A 14,188-nucleotide genomic window follows, 5' to 3' on the forward strand; every position below is an offset into this window, starting at 1 on the left:
GTTCCCCTCGCCGCGTTCCGCGGCGCATCGTCACTCGACGGTGCTGAGTTGTCTCGTTCCTCCTCGCCGCGTTCCGCGGCGTATCGTCACTCGAGGTGATTGACTCGCCTCGTTCCTCCTCGCCGCGTTCCGCGGCGCATCGTCACTCGACGGTGACCGACTTGGCCAGGTTCCGCGGCTTGTCGACATCGTAGCCGCGGGCCTGGGCAACCGCCGCCGCGAACACCTGCAGCGGAATCGTCGACAGGAGTGGCTGCAAAAGCGTTGACACGGCTGGGATCTCGAACAGGTAGTCGGCATAGGGGCGAACCGTGTCGTCCCCCTCCTCGGCGATCACCACGGTGACCGCGCCGCGGGTCTGGATCTCACGGATGTTCGACAGCAGCTTGCCGTGCAGCATGGCCGAACTCTTCGGCGACGGCATCACCACGATCACCGGCAGGTCGTCTTCGATCAGTGCGATCGGACCGTGCTTGAGCTCGCCGGCGGCGAAGCCCTCGGCGTGCATGTAGGCCAGTTCCTTGAGCTTCAGGGCGCCTTCCAGCGCGACCGGGTAGCCGACGTGGCGACCCAGGAACAGGATCGTCGAGGCCTGGGCGAAGCGCTTGGCCAGCTCGGCGAACGGCTCGATCTCGGAGATCACCCGGGCCACCAGGTCGGGCATCGCCTCGAGGTCGCGGTACTCGCGTTCGACCTCGTCGGGGTATTTGGTGCCGCGCGCCTGCGCCAGCGCCAGTCCGACAAGGTAGTTGGCGGTGACCTGAGCCAGGAAAGTCTTGGTCGACGCCACCCCGATCTCGGGGCCGGCGCGGGTGTAGAGCACCGCGTCGCATTCGCGGGGAATCTGCGAGCCGTTGGTGTTGCAGATCGCCAGCACCTTGGCCTTCTGCTCCTTGGCGTGCCGAACCGCCTCGAGGGTGTCTGCGGTCTCACCGGACTGCGAGATCGCGATGACGAGCGTGCTGCGGTCCAATACCGGGTCGCGGTAACGGAATTCGCTGGCGAGTTCGACCTCGACGGGCAACCGCGTCCAGTGTTCGATCGCGTACTTGGCCAGCAGACCGGAGTGGTAGGCCGTGCCGCAGGCCACGATGAAGACCTTGTCGATCTCACGTAGTTCCTGATCGGAGAGCCGCTGCTCGTCGAGCACGATGCGGCCGTCGACGAAGTGCCCCAGCAGAGTGTCGGCGACCGCGGTGGGCTGCTCGGCGATCTCCTTGAGCATGAAGTACTCGAAGCCGCCCTTCTCGGCGGCGTCTACGTCCCAATCGATATGAAAAGTACGAGCGGTCGCGGTTACGTCATCGCCGTGGAAGTCGGTGATCCGGTAGCTGTCCGCGGTGATGACGACGGCCTGGTCCTGCCCGAGTTCGACCGCCTCGCGGGTGTGCCCGATGAAGGCGGCGACGTCGGAGCCGACGAACATCTCGCCTTTGCCGATGCCGACCACCAACGGTGTCGAGCGGCGTGCCGCGACGATCGTTCCCGGCTCGTCGGCGTTGGCGAACACCAGGGTGAAATGACCTTCGAGGCGACGCAGCACGGCCAACACGGACGCGGTGAAGTCGCCCGCCGTCTCACTGTGCTGGTAGGCCTGGGCGACCAGGTGGACGGCGACCTCGGTATCGGTGTCGCTGGCAAACTCGACCCCGGCGGCCTCGAGCTCCTGGCGCAGGGGTGCGTAGTTCTCGATGATGCCGTTGTGGACGACGGCGATCTTGCCGGCCGCGTCGCGGTGCGGGTGCGCGTTGCGGTCGGTGGGGCGGCCGTGCGTCGCCCAGCGGGTGTGGCCGACACCGGTGGTGCCGCGCAGCGCGGCGGCGTCGGTCTCGGCGAGCGCGACCTCCAGATTCGCCAGCCGGCCGGCCCGGCGGCGGACGGTCAGCTGACCTGCGCCGTCGACCAGGGCGATGCCGGCGGAGTCGTATCCCCGGTATTCCATCCTGCGCAGCGCGTCGACGACGACATCGAGGGCAGGCTGATGCCCGACGTAGCCGACGATTCCGCACATAGCCCTTCAGGGTAGTGCAGACGGCGCGTTCGGGCGGTCCGCCAGGGCTGCCTAGAGAGCAGAACAGCCGCCCCGATGGGGGCGGCTGCCTGCCTGTGACCTGGGAAAGGTCAGCGAAATGTCGTGGCGTGGAAGACGTGGCCGGGGCTCAGTGCTGCCAGCCGCCGTGGTCTGGTCCGTTGTTCCAGCCGTGGTCCGGTCCGTTGTTCCACCCGTGGTCCGGGCCGTGGTTGTCCCAGCCCCCCGGGCCGCCCTGCCAGGGGCCCTGACCGTGCCAATGGCCCTGGTCGTGGGGTTCGCCGTCGAAGAAGTTGTCATCGTGGCAGCGGCCCCCGTCCCAGTTCGGTCCCCACGCCGGGTCGAACCACTGCCCCGGGCACCAGTGGTAGTCCGGCATCGGAGCCGAGGGCATGGCCTCAGCGACGCTCGCCGCGCCCACGCCGGCGAGTCCGAGACCCGAGGCGATGGCGGTTGCAGCTGCGATTCGTTTGATGTTCATCACCGGCTGTTCGTACCACCCGAGGCCGTGCAGCTAAACCCTTAGCTGACAAAATTTGTTGTGAATCGCCGTGAATATCGTTGGTATGTCGTGTGTTCGAAGTTGCGCAAGACCTGTGTTGACGTCGGCGCACGTGCCCTGGGCTGCGGTGGACCGCCGAGCGGCCACCCACGCAGCCGACGTGTGTGTCCACCCGTGTCAGCAACTGCCGACTTGCTGTCAATGTGCTTGATATCGGCTGGAACGGCGCGTCGACGAGGCGTCGGTCTGGGCAGGCCGGTGCGCTACCGTCATCGGGTGGCGAAGACCAGCAAGGTTGTCGGTACTCTGAGCCGACGAGGCCCGCACCGAGTGCTGCGCGGCGACTTGGCTTTCGCGGGCTTGCCTGGCGTGGTGTACACGCCGGAGGCGGGTCTGCATCTGCCGGCTGTGGCGTTCGGCCACGACTGGCTCACCGGCGCGGCGCGGTACTCGGGTCTGCTGGAGCACCTGGCGTCGTGGGGCATCGTCGCGGCGGCGCCGGACACCGAACGCGGGGTGGCGCCGTCGGCGTTGAACTTCGCTTACGACCTGGGCACTGCGCTCGACATCGCCACCGGGGTGCGACTCGGGCCGGGCCGGATCAGCGTGCACTCCGACAAGCTCGGCGTGATCGGACACGGGTTCGGCGCCTCGGCCGCGGTGTTCGCCGCCGCCGGGATGAAGGTCAAACCCGCAGCGGTAGCGGCCATCTTCCCGGCCGTCACCACCCCGTCGGCCGAGCAGCCAGCCGCCGGCCTACGGGTTCCGGGCGTGGTGTTCAGTGCGCCCGGCTCGGCAAAAGCGCTGCGCTCCAACGCCATTGCACTCTGGAAAGCATGGGACACCGCGACGCTGCGGATCGTCAACAAAGCTCAGGCCGACGGCTTGGCCGAAGGCCGGCGACTGGCGACGGCCTTCGGGCTCGGCGGACCGGATCGCAAGACGCAGAAGACGATCCGCGCCCTGCTGACCGGCTACCTGCTCAGCACGCTCGGCGGCGACAAGACCTATCGCGATTTCGCCGACCCCGACGTGCAATTACCCAAGACCTCGCCACTCGGCGAGGAGGCCGCGGCCCTGACACCCGAAGAGAAGTTCGTCGCGCTGCTCAAGGGCTGAGCTACCGGTCGGCTGAGTCACTGGCCCGCTTGGGGCAGTTGGTCCTCGGCGATCTCGCACGGCGTTGCTCCGCCGGCCGTCGTTCCGGACGGCGGGTGCTGATCGGCGGGCGGCCCACCGGTCGGTGGCGCATCTGGCGGCGGCGCATCCGGCGGTGGTTCGGCCTGACGCGCGGCCGGGTCGCCGACGGCTTCAGCAGTAGCGGGCGGGTTCTCGGTCGCCGGCGGGCTTTCGATCGCCGGCGGATCAGGCAGCAGGTCATCGCCGGCCGGTGCGGCGGCGTCGGGCGGGTCGCCGGGTAGTGCATCGTCGGGCAGATCGTCGTCGTGCCGTGGATCCCCGTCGTCGAGGCCCAAGGGGTCGTCACCGAGTCCACTGCCGTTCGAACCGCCGCCCAGAGCGCCCAGCAGGCCGCCGATACTGTCGACGAGGCTTCCGAGGATGCCGCCGATGCCGCCCGTCATGCCCCCGAGCCCACCGAGACCGCCTGCGCCGGTGGACAACCCGGATGCGTCACCAAGCGGCGCCGTCGCCTCCGGTGCTGCCGGGCCGATGTCCTCCGGTGCATCTGGCGACACCGGCGGCGGCAGGTCAGGTGGCGGCGGCGACGCAGCCGGCACGGTCGGCGCCGGGCCGGCGGGCAGCGACAACGCCGGCGTCGTGGCCGGGACCGGGCGCTCCTCCGGCGCGGGTTGCCAGCCCGGGCCGAGGTCGCCCGGAATCTCGAAAGACACGTCGGCGGTAGCGGCCAGCGCCTGGATGGCGGAGTCGTAGGCCGCCGCGACCGAGGCACTGGCAGAGCTCATCGCCGCCACCCAGTCATTGCGAATGTCGTTGTCCACGTAGGGCAATACCTGCTCGCGAATCACCGTCTCGGCCACCGATCGCTCACCCGATCCGGTGGTGACGGTGTGCGCGGCAGCGAGCCATGTCGAGCGGTCGGCGGCCCGGCGTTCGTCGATGGCGACAGCGGTCGCGACCTTTCCGTCAATCGTCTGCCACAGCTGGTCTCGCAGCGCGGTGCACTGACCGGCCGCGGCGCGGACATGGTCGGCGACCACCGCAGCGGCATCGCAGTGCCGTCGTAGAAAACGCGTCGCCGCGTCAGCGCCGGAACCCCGCCAGGCCGAGGCTATTTCGGTGGCCTGGGTGCGCTGCACCCACAGCGCCTCCTCGACCGCGGTGAGCGCGACGCGGAGTTCGGCGGCGTCTCTGTCGAGCACGCGCAAGTCCAGCCCGGCCTCGCTCTCGTACCAGTCCTGCACCTGCGACGGGTGTGCGGTGAGGGCGGGTTGCTCGTAGCCGAGCGCCTGGCAGGCCTGCACGTAGGTTCGCGTGTGTTCAACCGCCGGCCGGCCTTCGTCGAGGCGCGCGGCGACGTCATAACGCTCACTCATTGCTTTCAGGCGATCCGGGCGGCGGCGAGGTGCTCGGCGTCGTCGTAGCGATCGGCGCCGGCCCGTAGCGCAGCGGCGACTTCCATGCTGGCCCGGGACCACTGGGCGAGCTCCGCGCCGAGGCGGTGCAGGGCGAACCTCAGCGCGTCACCTTGGCCGATGTGGGCGCGGCCAGAGCTGGTGCCGTCGAAAGCCAGCCTGCCGAAATGGGTCCGTGCTGCACCGTCGAGGAGGTGTGCGGCCTCGTCGAAGCGATTTGCGATGGTGTGTAGGGCCGCCGCGTCGACGTATACGTCTCGTTGTGCCATAACAGATTCGACGCAACGAGTTGCGAAACGGTTCCGCCGCTAGCGGGTGCTGCGTACCGTATCGGCGACGTGCGCGGCCAACCGATGGGCGACGTGCTCGTCGTCGGCTTCGACCATCACCCGGATCATCTGCTCGGTCCCCGAGGGCCGCAACAGGATACGACCGGTGTCGCCGAGTTCCTCCTCGACCTGCTGCACCGCGGTCTGCACCGACGGCGCCGCAACCGCAGCCGCCTTGTCGGCGACGTCGACGTTAATCAGCACCTGCGGCAGGGTGTGCATCGCGGAGGCGAGGTCGGCCAGCGAGTTGCCGGTCTGCGCCATCCGCGACATCAGCCGCAGACCGGTCAGGATGCCGTCGCCGGTGGTGGACAGCGTGGGCAGCACGATGTGCCCGGACTGCTCGCCGCCGAGGCTGAACTTGCCAGATCGCAACTCTTCCAACACATATCGGTCGCCGACGCTGGTAGTGCGAACCTCGACACCGGCCGCGCGCATCGCCAGGTGCAGACCCAGGTTGCTCATCACGGTGGCCACCAGGGTGTTGCCGGCCAGCTCGCCGGACTCCTGCATCGCCAGCGCCAGGACCACCATGATGGCGTCGCCGTCGATGACGCCGCCCGCGGCGTCGATGGCCAGGCAGCGGTCGGCGTCGCCGTCGTGGGCCAGGCCGAGATCGGCGCCGTGTTCCAGCACCGCCGCACGCACCACGTCGAGATGGGTGGAGCCGCAGCGGTCGTTGATGTTGCGCCCGTTGGGTTCGGCGTTGATCGCGATGACGCGGGCACCGGCGGCGCGGTAGGCACGCGGGGCGGCGGTCGAGGCGGCGCCGTGGGCGCAGTCGACCACCACGGTCAGCCCGTCGAGCTGGACGGCGTTGGCCTTGCCGACCTGACGGAGGTAGCGGTCCAGCGCATCCTCGGCGTCGATCACCCGACCGATGTCGGCGCCCACCGGACGCAAGCCCGGTCCGCCCGCGACCAGATCCTCGATCTGGTCCTCGGTCGCGTCGTCGAGCTTGTGCCCGCCCGGCCCGAAGATCTTGATCCCGTTGTCCGGCATCGGGTTGTGCGACGCGGAGATCATCACCCCGAAGTCGGCGTCGTAGGCGTGCGTCAGGTACGCCACCGCCGGGGTCGGCAGTACGCCGCAGCGCAACGCGTCGACGCCCTCACTGGTGAGACCGGCGATCACCGCGGCTTCCAGCATCTCGCCGCTGGCCCGGGGGTCGCGACCGATCACCGCGACGCGCCGACGGCCGGTTCCAGCCCTGGTCAGCCGCCGTGCTGCCGCGCCGCCGAGGGCCAGCGCGAGCTCGGCGGTGAGCTCGCGGTTGGCGACTCCTCGGACGCCGTCAGTGCCGAATAGTCGACCCATGCGGTCAAACCTCTCACAGTTGGTAACCGCGCACACATACGACAAAGGGATTGGCCGTAGTGCCATCCAACTGGTACGCGGCCGTGATCGCCGCCGGCGAACGAAGAAAGATCAGCGCTTGCTGTACTGCGGCGCCTTACGGGCCTTCTTCAGGCCGTACTTCTTGCGCTCGGTGGCACGCGGGTCACGGGTGAGGAAGCCGGCCTTCTTCAGCGCGGGCCGGTCCTCGGGCTGGACGATGATCAGCGCCCGGGCGATCGCCAGACGCAGTGCACCGGCCTGGCCGGACGGGCCACCACCGTCGAGGTGGGCGAAAACGTCGAAGGCGTCGACCCGGTCCACGGTCACCAGCGGAGCCTTGATCAGCTGCTGGTGCACCTTGTTCGGGAAGTAGGCCTCCAGGCTGCGGCCGTCGAGGTCGAACTTGCCGGTGCCGGGCACCAGGCGAACCCGGACCACGGCTTCCTTGCGGCGGCCGACGGTCTGGATCGGGCGCTCGATGTAGACGGCGTCCTCGCGCGGCGCCGTGGCGGCGGCGGTCTCGGTCTCGGCGACCTCTTCGACGACGGCTTCGGTCTCGGTTGCTGCGGTTTCGGTCATTACTGGGCCACCTGCTTGATCTCGTACGGGGTCGGCTGCTGAGCAGCGTGCGGATGCTGCGGACCGGCGTAGACGTGCAGCTTGCGCTTGATCTGACGGCCGAGCTTGTTCTTGGGGATCATGCCGATGATGGCCTTCTCGACCACGCGGTCGGGGTGCTTCTGCAGCAACTCGCCGATCGTGCGGCTCTTCAGCCCGCCGGGGTAACCCGAGTGGCGGTAAGCCAGCTTCTTCTGCAGTTTGTCGCCGCCGATGGCGACCTTGTCGGCGTTGACGATGATGACGAAGTCACCGCCGTCGGTGTTCGGTGTGAATGTCGGCTTGTGCTTGCCGCGCAGCAGATTCGCTGCCGCGACGGCCAGGCGACCGAGCACCACGTCCTGGGCGTCGATGACGTACCACGTCCGCGTGGTGTCACCCGCCTTGGGCGCGTATGTGGACACAGCGCTTACCTCTCGTAATCGGGCCGTCAGCCCGTTGTGGATCCCGGTGACCCGGGTGCCGGTCATTCGTTTGCGGCTTTGGGATGTTCTCGGCGACCGACATTGACCCGAGACCCGACGTACCGCACGCCAACGGAGCAGCTTACCGGCGGATATCCGGGCAGGTCAAAACGCCTCCTGCAGCGCTGGCGGCGGCTGCCTCCGGCCGGGGAACAGCCGGGTCTGCCCGGCCGATGCGCGAGGCGCAAAGGCGCCGCGTAAGGTAGATAAAATCGCGGTGACTTTAATTTCGAGGAGGTCAAACATGCCAAGCAACGGGATCGACGAACCCGAGCGAGCTGACCGACTGATCGACAAGATGTGGCACAAACGCGCCGAACTGCTGTGGGGCCTGGCGGCGGTGATCCTGCTGCTGACCTTCATCAGCCCTGTCGTACTGATCGGTGCGGCGCTGGTGATCGCGACGATCGCCACCGCGTGGATCGGATTTCACGAGTTGATGACCCGGGCGAAGAATGACGAAGCCGACCGTCCCGCGGCCCCCGTTCGACCCGCGAAACCCGCTCCCCCGGTGCCCGGCGATTCCCAGCTGTGGCGGGGCCACCACGCCGCTTAGATCGGCCAACGATTGACTGCGCGATTCCGCCGGTCTCTCCTTCCCGGCGGAACCGCGCAGAGTCTTGGGTCAGTGGCCCGGGCGGGCCCACGCACCTGCCGCTCGGTGATCGGCGGCCGCGACATCGTCGGCCCCGTCCCGCACCGCGTTTCCGAGTTCGACCAGGATCTCGTTGAGCGCCGTCGCCGCCTGATGCCACCTGACCTGCTCGATGCCGTAGGCGGTCGCGGCTTCGCGGGTCCACTGTTCCTGCAATGGCGCCACCTGCGCTCTCAACTCCTGCAGCGCGACATTGAATCGGGATGAGGTGGCGTGGATCTCTTGGCGTACCGACGCTTCGATCTCGTCGAAGTTGTACGACAGCCGGGTGTCCATCAGCGCGGCCTCACAGATTCCCGGCGGCGGCACCGATGTGCGCTGCGTGGCTGTCCGCCGCGTCCCGCAGCGCGACCTCGTTGCAGCGGATGGTGTCGGCGATCGCGTGCAGCGCTTGATGCAACTTCATCGTCTCCGCGTTCCACCGCTGTACGACGTCCTTGAACCGCGACGCCGCCATCCCGCCCCATACCGACTGCGGCACACCGCTCATCCGGCCGATGAACGCCTGTAGCTGCGCCCGGATCTCTTCGTTGCGGGTGTCGATCGCACCGGCGACCGATCGCATGAGGTCGAAGTCGGTGCTGAGTGCATTGCCGCCTGCCGGTGCGCTCACTGAATCCCCTCTCCGCGATGGGCCGCGCCCACTCGTCCTGACAACCAATAAGACTCCGGCCGGGACGATCCGGTTCCCTGTTCAATCGAGTGCCCGCGCGGAACGGACAGCCAGGTCGCACGCCTCGGTCACGAGTTCGGCGCGGCCGCTCCCGCTCTGGCAGCCGATGCTGATCCTGACGGCCTTGTCGACCCACACGGTCCACCGGATGTCGTGCCCGGACCGGACCTCCCGGTAGGTCACCGCCGGGCGACCCGCGGTTCGGCCCGCGGGGTTGAAGTCGACGAACACACCGGCGGGCGCTGCGTCGATCGCCCCTTTGAGAAATTCTGCGGTCGCAGCCAAGCCCGTCAGGGCCACCCGTGACTGAGTGGCATGGACAGCGACATCGGGATCGCTGGGTGACGTGACCTGAACCCGTGCCGATCCCGGTCCCGCCACGATCCGCCGCGTTGACCACTGGGCCGGAACGTCGAGTGCTATCCGACCCTCGACGAGCAATGTCGTCGGAAAGTGTTGGGGCGGGCGCGGTTCGGCCTGGCGCTGCCAGTCGGCGATGCCGAGGAAGACCACCGCCAGCAGCACCGCCGGCAGCAGCCTACGAATACGCCGCGTCGGATGGTCGGCGATAGCGACAGCCCGCGCTGAGGACGTGAGTTGTCCAACCAGCATTCTCCACCGCAGGTCGTCCACGATCACCACGTCCCCGCCGCGGCAGACCGCCAACCGTTTCGAGATCGCCGTCGCCAACGTGGCGGCACCGCAAACGATGGGCGGTGCATCGATCACCACCGTCTCGGCAGCGTCCGGCGCCATCGCGACCACCGACCCCGCGACCGTCCCGGCGTCGGCATCGACATGACCACTGCGGGTTTCGACGGTCACCGCGGTGCCGGTGATCACGACAATGTCGTCCGCGATTTCGACCACCACAGGTTCGCCCCGGCCGGTACCGGCCTGACGCAACAGCCATGTCCGCGGCCGGATTTCGGCCGACCCGGCCAGCACCTGCGCGGCCTCGTCGACGACTGTGACGCGGGCCGGCGACCACCAGGACGGGTGGACCACGGTGACGTGTCCGGACGCGCCGCAGTCGATCGAGGCAAGGACAGTTTTCCAGAGCGCCGTGACGGCGACCGGCCGGAGCTCGACCAGTGCGATGTGATCGTCGATGCTCTCGAACGCGGCCCGCTCTGCCTCCGTGTCGGCGATCGTGCCTCCGCCGCAACACAATCGGCGGATCGAATGCGGACCGACTTCCACAAGGTGCGCGGTCATGGCGCCGGCGTCCAGCCGACCTGGATGAGTTGCGTATCACCGCGGCGCGTGACCAGGACACCACGCCCGGGTGGCAACAGAGCGGGGCGCACCGATCCGATCGTCAGTCCCTCGTCTGGGCTTCCGCTCATCAGCAGCGTCGTGCAACCGGCATCCCGCAACCCCGCGAGCAGCGGCTCGAACATGGCACGCGCGGCGCCGCCGATTCGTCGCGCGACCACCAGATGCAGTCCCAGGTCTCGGCCGTAGGGCAGCATGTCCGCCAACGGCACCAACGGATTACCACCCGCCGCGCTGCCGATCAGGTCGTAGTCGTCGACGACGACGAAGATCTCCGGCCCGGACCACCATGACCGGTCGCGCAACTGCCGCGACGTGGCATTCGCCGGCGCCATCCGCTGCCGCAGCCGCTGCATCAACTCCGGCATCACCTCGGCGACTGCGTCCGCGGAAGCCAGGTATCCGCCGAGTTGTGCAGACCCCGAGTCGACAGCGTCCAACAGAGAGCGCCGCGGGTCGACAACGAAAAGTTCGGTAGCTGTCGAGGTTCTCAGCAACTCACCGCAGAGCAGACGCAGCGTCGACGTCTTCCCGCATTCGCTGTCGCCGAAGATCATCAGATGTTGGTGTTGCATGAAATCAATTGCCACCGGCCGAAGTTCGTCCTCTTCGACGCCCAGGATCGGTGTCGCTGGGTCACCGGCCTGCTCGAGCAGCCGAGCATGCTGGATCTGCGCGGGCAACACCGGGATGGCGGGTGCAGTCCACCCGTGATGGCGACGCCGCAGCGTCTCCCCAATCGCCAGTCCCGCATCCGCGAGGCCCTGTTCGGACTCGTCACCGTCGAGTCGCGGCAAAGCAATGATCATGTGCAGACCGTCGTGGCTGAGTCCGCGTCCGGGCATATTCTGGGGCACCTGATGGGCCCGCCGACGGTCCAGCTCGGAGTCCGACGGATCGCCGAGCCGCAATTCGATCCGCGTCCCCAGTTGATCCCGCAGGGCGGGCCGAATCTCGGCCCAGCGGGATGCCGACACCGCGACGTGCACGCCGTAGGCGAGACCCTCGGCGGCCAGCGTGGTGATCGAGGCTTCCGCGGTCTCGGATTCGCGTACCAGACCCTGCCATCCGTCCACGATCAGAAAGACGTCGCCGAACGGGTCGCACACCGGGTCGCGCGCCGTCTTGAGCCGCCGGTAGTGCTCCATCGATTCGATCCCGTGGTGGCGGAAAAGCCTTTCACGCGAGCGGGTTATCGCGAGGAGTCGGGCGATCGTGCGGCCCACCCGCTCCGGGTCGGCTCGCCCGGCTACCGAACCGACGTGCGGCCAGTCGCGCAGCGCTGCCAAAGCCCCACCACCGAAGTCGAGACAGTAGAACTGCACCATGCGGGGATGGTGATCGACTGTCAGCGCGGTGATCAGGGTGCGCAGCGCCGTCGACTTGCCGGACCGTGGGCTGCCGACCAGTGCGATATTGCCTGCAGCACCGGATAATTCGACGATCAATGGGGTGTGCCGCTGCTCGAACGGGCGGTCGACGATGCCGATAGGAGCAGAGAGCGCCGGTAGCGTTCCAGCCAGCTGCACGACCGTGTCCAGGGCCGGCGCCGCCTCCAGCGGCGGCAGCCACACCTCCCGTGCCGGTGGCCCGTCCTGCGACAGTCGCTGGATGACCGCTTCCAGCACGGTGGGCGATTCGCTTCGGTGGGCCTCGGTGATCAGGCCGTGACTGATCGGCCCGACGGGTTCAGCGGTGAACGGGCGGACCGCTGCGGCGTCGCAGTGCGGCACGCTCCGCTGTCCGGCGGAGCCGGTGGCCGCCGGGCCGGACACGTAGGCCGTACGGAACTGCACCGGCGCAGCCGTGCCGACTCGCAGAAATGCCGCGCCCGGCGTAGCGGGTAGTTCGTAGGCCTGGGACGTGCCCAGGACGACTCGGGATTCGTTGGATGACAGCGTTTTCAGACATATCCGGTAGGACAGATGTGATTCCAGTCCCCGCAGCCGCCCCTCGTCAAGCCGTTGACTGGCCAGCAGCAGATGCACACCCAGCGATCGCCCGAGCCGGCCGATGGCGACGAATACCTCCGCGAACTCCGGCTGCTGGCTGAGCAATTCGGAGAACTCGTCGACGATGACGAACAACGACGGCAGCGGTTCGAGACCGGCGTCGAGCGTCCGCTTGCGCCGATAGGCCGCCATTCCGTCGAGGTTGCCCGCTTCGCGAAGCATTTCCTGGCGGCGGTTCATCTCGCCCATCAACGCGTCGCGCATTCGAGCGACCAGCGCCGCCTTGTCGGACAGGTTTGTGATCAGCGCTGCGACGTGCGGAGCCGGCTCCAGTCCGGCGAACGTCGCACCACCCTTGAAATCGACCAACACCAGGTTCAGCTCCTGCGACGAGTGTCCGGCGATCATCCCCAGTGCGACGGTCCGGAGAAGTTCCGACTTGCCCGAACCCGTTGCGCCGATGCACAGTCCGTGCGGGCCCATCCCGCCCGCGGCGGCCTCGTTGATGTCCAGTTCGATCGGTGTCCCCGCGGCCGTGGTGCCGACCGGAACGCGAAGCGCCTTCCCGGCTCGGTGAGCGTGTGGGGCACAGCGTTCGACGTCGGGTATCCCGACGAGTTCCTGCCACGTGCTGCCGCTCGGCAGCGCCGACGGGCCTGCCCGGTAGCCGGCCAGCCGTTGTGCGCACATCAACGCTGCGGCGCAACTCAGCTGATCCGGATGGACGGCTACCTCGTCGCCGGACACCATGACCACCACCGGCCCGCCGCAACCGCCGTCGACCGTCAGTGTCGTCACGTTTCCGGCGGCCCATTCGGCATCATCGTGTTCGCCGTCGACAATGACGACGAGATGCGACCGCTCGGTCAGATCGCCGACCGCTTCGCCCGCGGCCACGGGCGACGCGTACACCATTCGCGCGGGGCCGATCTCGTCGACAGCGAGCGGATGTCTGTTGTGCGGCAGCCATTTCAACCACTCCCACGCCGCTCGGTGGTGTTCGTCGACCACGGCGGCGATCAACATCGTTGCCGGGCTGTGCAGGACGGCCAACTGGCAGATCATGGCCCGCACCAAGGCACGGCCCCGGCCCGGTTCTCCGCCGATGCCGACCGTCGTCACGCCGCGCAGCGCGATCGCGATCGGCATGTCCGGCATGGTCGAGTGCGTATCGAGGAATCGCCGCATCGCAGCCAAGGACAGCGGGTCCACCCGGTGTGCCGATTCGAGGACCGGAGGAATCAGGCGGGTGGCGAGTGGCAGCGCTCCGAGGCCGATCCGGACGTGGCCGAAGTCCGCGTCCGCGACGTCCCGCTCCCACATCCGGGGCCCGCCGATGAGGGTCCACAGCAGGCGCGGGTCGGGATGGCACCATACGGACGACTCATGCTGTGCCGCAGCAGCCTTGACGGCGGTGGCCCGCACCTCCGACAGATGAGCGAAGTAGTCCACTCGTTGCGCAGTGACCTCGCCGCGGCGCCGATCGACCCCGGAGAGCGCCGTCGCGACCGCCGACACCAGCATCATCACCGGGAGCATCATGAACACCGGATTGCGCGCCACCGCGGAGTGCGCGTGATACGCGAACGCCATCGCCCCCACCGTCACCAGAGCGGCGACGATCGGAAGTAAGCGAACCAGCTGATGCGTGTGTGGTCGTGGGGCCACGTCCGGCGGGGCCGCGACGACGAGGTCCCGGATCTCGCATAGCGGCGGCGGCAGTCGCTCCATGCCTCGGGCACGCTATGCACCGGCCGAATCACCGGCAAGTCGCCTGTGGATCAACGAAACCGGG

General features: G+C 68.3%; 13 protein-coding genes. 2 read left to right on the forward strand and 11 right to left on the reverse strand.

Annotated features, from left to right (window positions below):
* Nucleotides 1-142: 142 nt before the first annotated feature.
* Nucleotides 143-2,011 (reverse strand): glutamine--fructose-6-phosphate transaminase (isomerizing), encoded by a 1,869-nt coding sequence (gene glmS / locus ACZYW1_RS06410; protein WP_463784202.1) that lies wholly within the window; start codon nt 2,009-2,011, stop codon nt 143-145.
* Nucleotides 2,012-2,159: 148 nt separating this feature from the next.
* Nucleotides 2,160-2,510 carry a hypothetical protein gene (locus ACZYW1_RS06415; RefSeq protein ID WP_463784204.1) on the reverse strand — a complete coding sequence of 117 codons (351 nt, stop codon included), beginning with the start codon at nt 2,508-2,510 and terminating at the stop codon, nt 2,160-2,162.
* Between the two features lie 297 nt (nt 2,511-2,807).
* Here ACZYW1_RS06415 and ACZYW1_RS06420 point away from each other — a divergent pair, with 297 nt between their 5' ends.
* Nucleotides 2,808-3,650 (forward strand): dienelactone hydrolase family protein, encoded by an 843-nt coding sequence (locus ACZYW1_RS06420; RefSeq protein ID WP_463784206.1) that lies wholly within the window; start codon nt 2,808-2,810, stop codon nt 3,648-3,650.
* A 17-nt stretch (nt 3,651-3,667) separates the two neighbouring features.
* Here the strand turns inward: ACZYW1_RS06420 and ACZYW1_RS06425 are convergent, their stop codons facing one another.
* The 5 genes from ACZYW1_RS06425 to rplM all read right to left on the reverse strand — a co-directional run bounded on the left by ACZYW1_RS06425 (nt 3,668) and on the right by rplM (nt 7,775).
* Nucleotides 3,668-5,047 carry a hypothetical protein gene (locus ACZYW1_RS06425; RefSeq protein ID WP_463784207.1) on the reverse strand — a complete coding sequence of 460 codons (1,380 nt, stop codon included), beginning with the start codon at nt 5,045-5,047 and terminating at the stop codon, nt 3,668-3,670.
* 5 nt (nt 5,048-5,052) lie between these two features.
* Nucleotides 5,053-5,355 carry a type VII secretion target gene (locus ACZYW1_RS06430; protein ID WP_463784209.1) on the reverse strand — a complete coding sequence of 101 codons (303 nt, stop codon included), beginning with the start codon at nt 5,353-5,355 and terminating at the stop codon, nt 5,053-5,055.
* Between the two features lie 39 nt (nt 5,356-5,394).
* Nucleotides 5,395-6,732, reverse strand: a complete 1,338-nt coding sequence (gene glmM / locus ACZYW1_RS06435) for a phosphoglucosamine mutase (protein ID WP_463784210.1) — start codon at nt 6,730-6,732, stop codon at nt 5,395-5,397.
* Nucleotides 6,733-6,843: 111 nt separating this feature from the next.
* Entirely contained in the window at nt 6,844-7,332 is a 489-nt protein-coding gene (rpsI, locus tag ACZYW1_RS06440; protein ID WP_463784211.1) for a 30S ribosomal protein S9, read from the reverse strand.
* The gene (gene rplM, locus ACZYW1_RS06445; protein ID WP_463784212.1) at nt 7,332-7,775 is read right to left on the reverse strand and encodes a 50S ribosomal protein L13; all 444 of its coding nucleotides are present in this window, start codon (nt 7,773-7,775) and stop codon (nt 7,332-7,334) included. Before rplM ends, rpsI begins: the two co-directional genes overlap by 1 nt.
* Before the next feature lie 304 nt (nt 7,776-8,079).
* Between rplM and ACZYW1_RS06450 the strand changes: the two genes are divergently transcribed.
* Nucleotides 8,080-8,391: a hypothetical protein gene (locus tag ACZYW1_RS06450; RefSeq protein WP_463784214.1), complete on the forward strand. Its 312-nt coding sequence runs from the start codon at nt 8,080-8,082 to the stop codon at nt 8,389-8,391.
* Nucleotides 8,392-8,460: 69 nt separating this feature from the next.
* Here the strand turns inward: ACZYW1_RS06450 and ACZYW1_RS06455 are convergent, their stop codons facing one another.
* From ACZYW1_RS06455 to eccCb, 4 genes are all read right to left on the reverse strand, one after another.
* Nucleotides 8,461-8,766, reverse strand: coding sequence for a WXG100 family type VII secretion target (locus ACZYW1_RS06455; RefSeq protein ID WP_463784215.1), 306 nt, complete (start codon nt 8,764-8,766; stop codon nt 8,461-8,463).
* A gap of 10 nt (nt 8,767-8,776) precedes the next feature.
* The gene (locus ACZYW1_RS06460) at nt 8,777-9,103 is read right to left on the reverse strand and encodes a WXG100 family type VII secretion target (RefSeq protein WP_463784216.1); all 327 of its coding nucleotides are present in this window, start codon (nt 9,101-9,103) and stop codon (nt 8,777-8,779) included.
* 81 nt (nt 9,104-9,184) lie between these two features.
* Nucleotides 9,185-10,381, reverse strand: a complete 1,197-nt coding sequence (locus ACZYW1_RS06465) for a type VII secretion-associated protein (protein WP_463784217.1) — start codon at nt 10,379-10,381, stop codon at nt 9,185-9,187.
* Entirely contained in the window at nt 10,378-14,124 is a 3,747-nt protein-coding gene (eccCb, locus tag ACZYW1_RS06470) for a type VII secretion protein EccCb (RefSeq protein ID WP_463784218.1), read from the reverse strand. The genes ACZYW1_RS06465 and eccCb overlap by 4 nt, the downstream gene beginning before the upstream one ends.
* Nucleotides 14,125-14,188 lie beyond the last annotated feature (64 nt).

The organism is Mycobacterium sp. IDUB_36 (assembly GCF_055419225.1).

Excerpts from the sequence above, each read along its gene's own strand:
- glmS (WP_463784202.1), bottom strand. The coding sequence starts at position 2,011 with ATGTGCGGAATCGTCGGCTACGTCGGGCATCAGCCTGCCCTCGATGTC.
- ACZYW1_RS06415 (WP_463784204.1), bottom strand. The coding sequence starts at position 2,510 with ATGAACATCAAACGAATCGCAGCTGCAACCGCCATCGCCTCGGGTCTC.
- ACZYW1_RS06425 (WP_463784207.1), bottom strand. The coding sequence starts at position 5,047 with ATGAGTGAGCGTTATGACGTCGCCGCGCGCCTCGACGAAGGCCGGCCG.
- ACZYW1_RS06430 (WP_463784209.1), bottom strand. The coding sequence starts at position 5,355 with ATGGCACAACGAGACGTATACGTCGACGCGGCGGCCCTACACACCATC.
- glmM (WP_463784210.1), bottom strand. The coding sequence starts at position 6,732 with ATGGGTCGACTATTCGGCACTGACGGCGTCCGAGGAGTCGCCAACCGC.
- rpsI (WP_463784211.1), bottom strand. The coding sequence starts at position 7,332 with ATGACCGAAACCGCAGCAACCGAGACCGAAGCCGTCGTCGAAGAGGTC.
- ACZYW1_RS06450 (WP_463784214.1), top strand. The coding sequence starts at position 8,080 with ATGCCAAGCAACGGGATCGACGAACCCGAGCGAGCTGACCGACTGATC.
- ACZYW1_RS06455 (WP_463784215.1), bottom strand. The coding sequence starts at position 8,766 with ATGGACACCCGGCTGTCGTACAACTTCGACGAGATCGAAGCGTCGGTA.
- ACZYW1_RS06465 (WP_463784217.1), bottom strand. The coding sequence starts at position 10,381 with ATGACCGCGCACCTTGTGGAAGTCGGTCCGCATTCGATCCGCCGATTG.
- eccCb (WP_463784218.1), bottom strand. The coding sequence starts at position 14,124 with ATGGAGCGACTGCCGCCGCCGCTATGCGAGATCCGGGACCTCGTCGTC.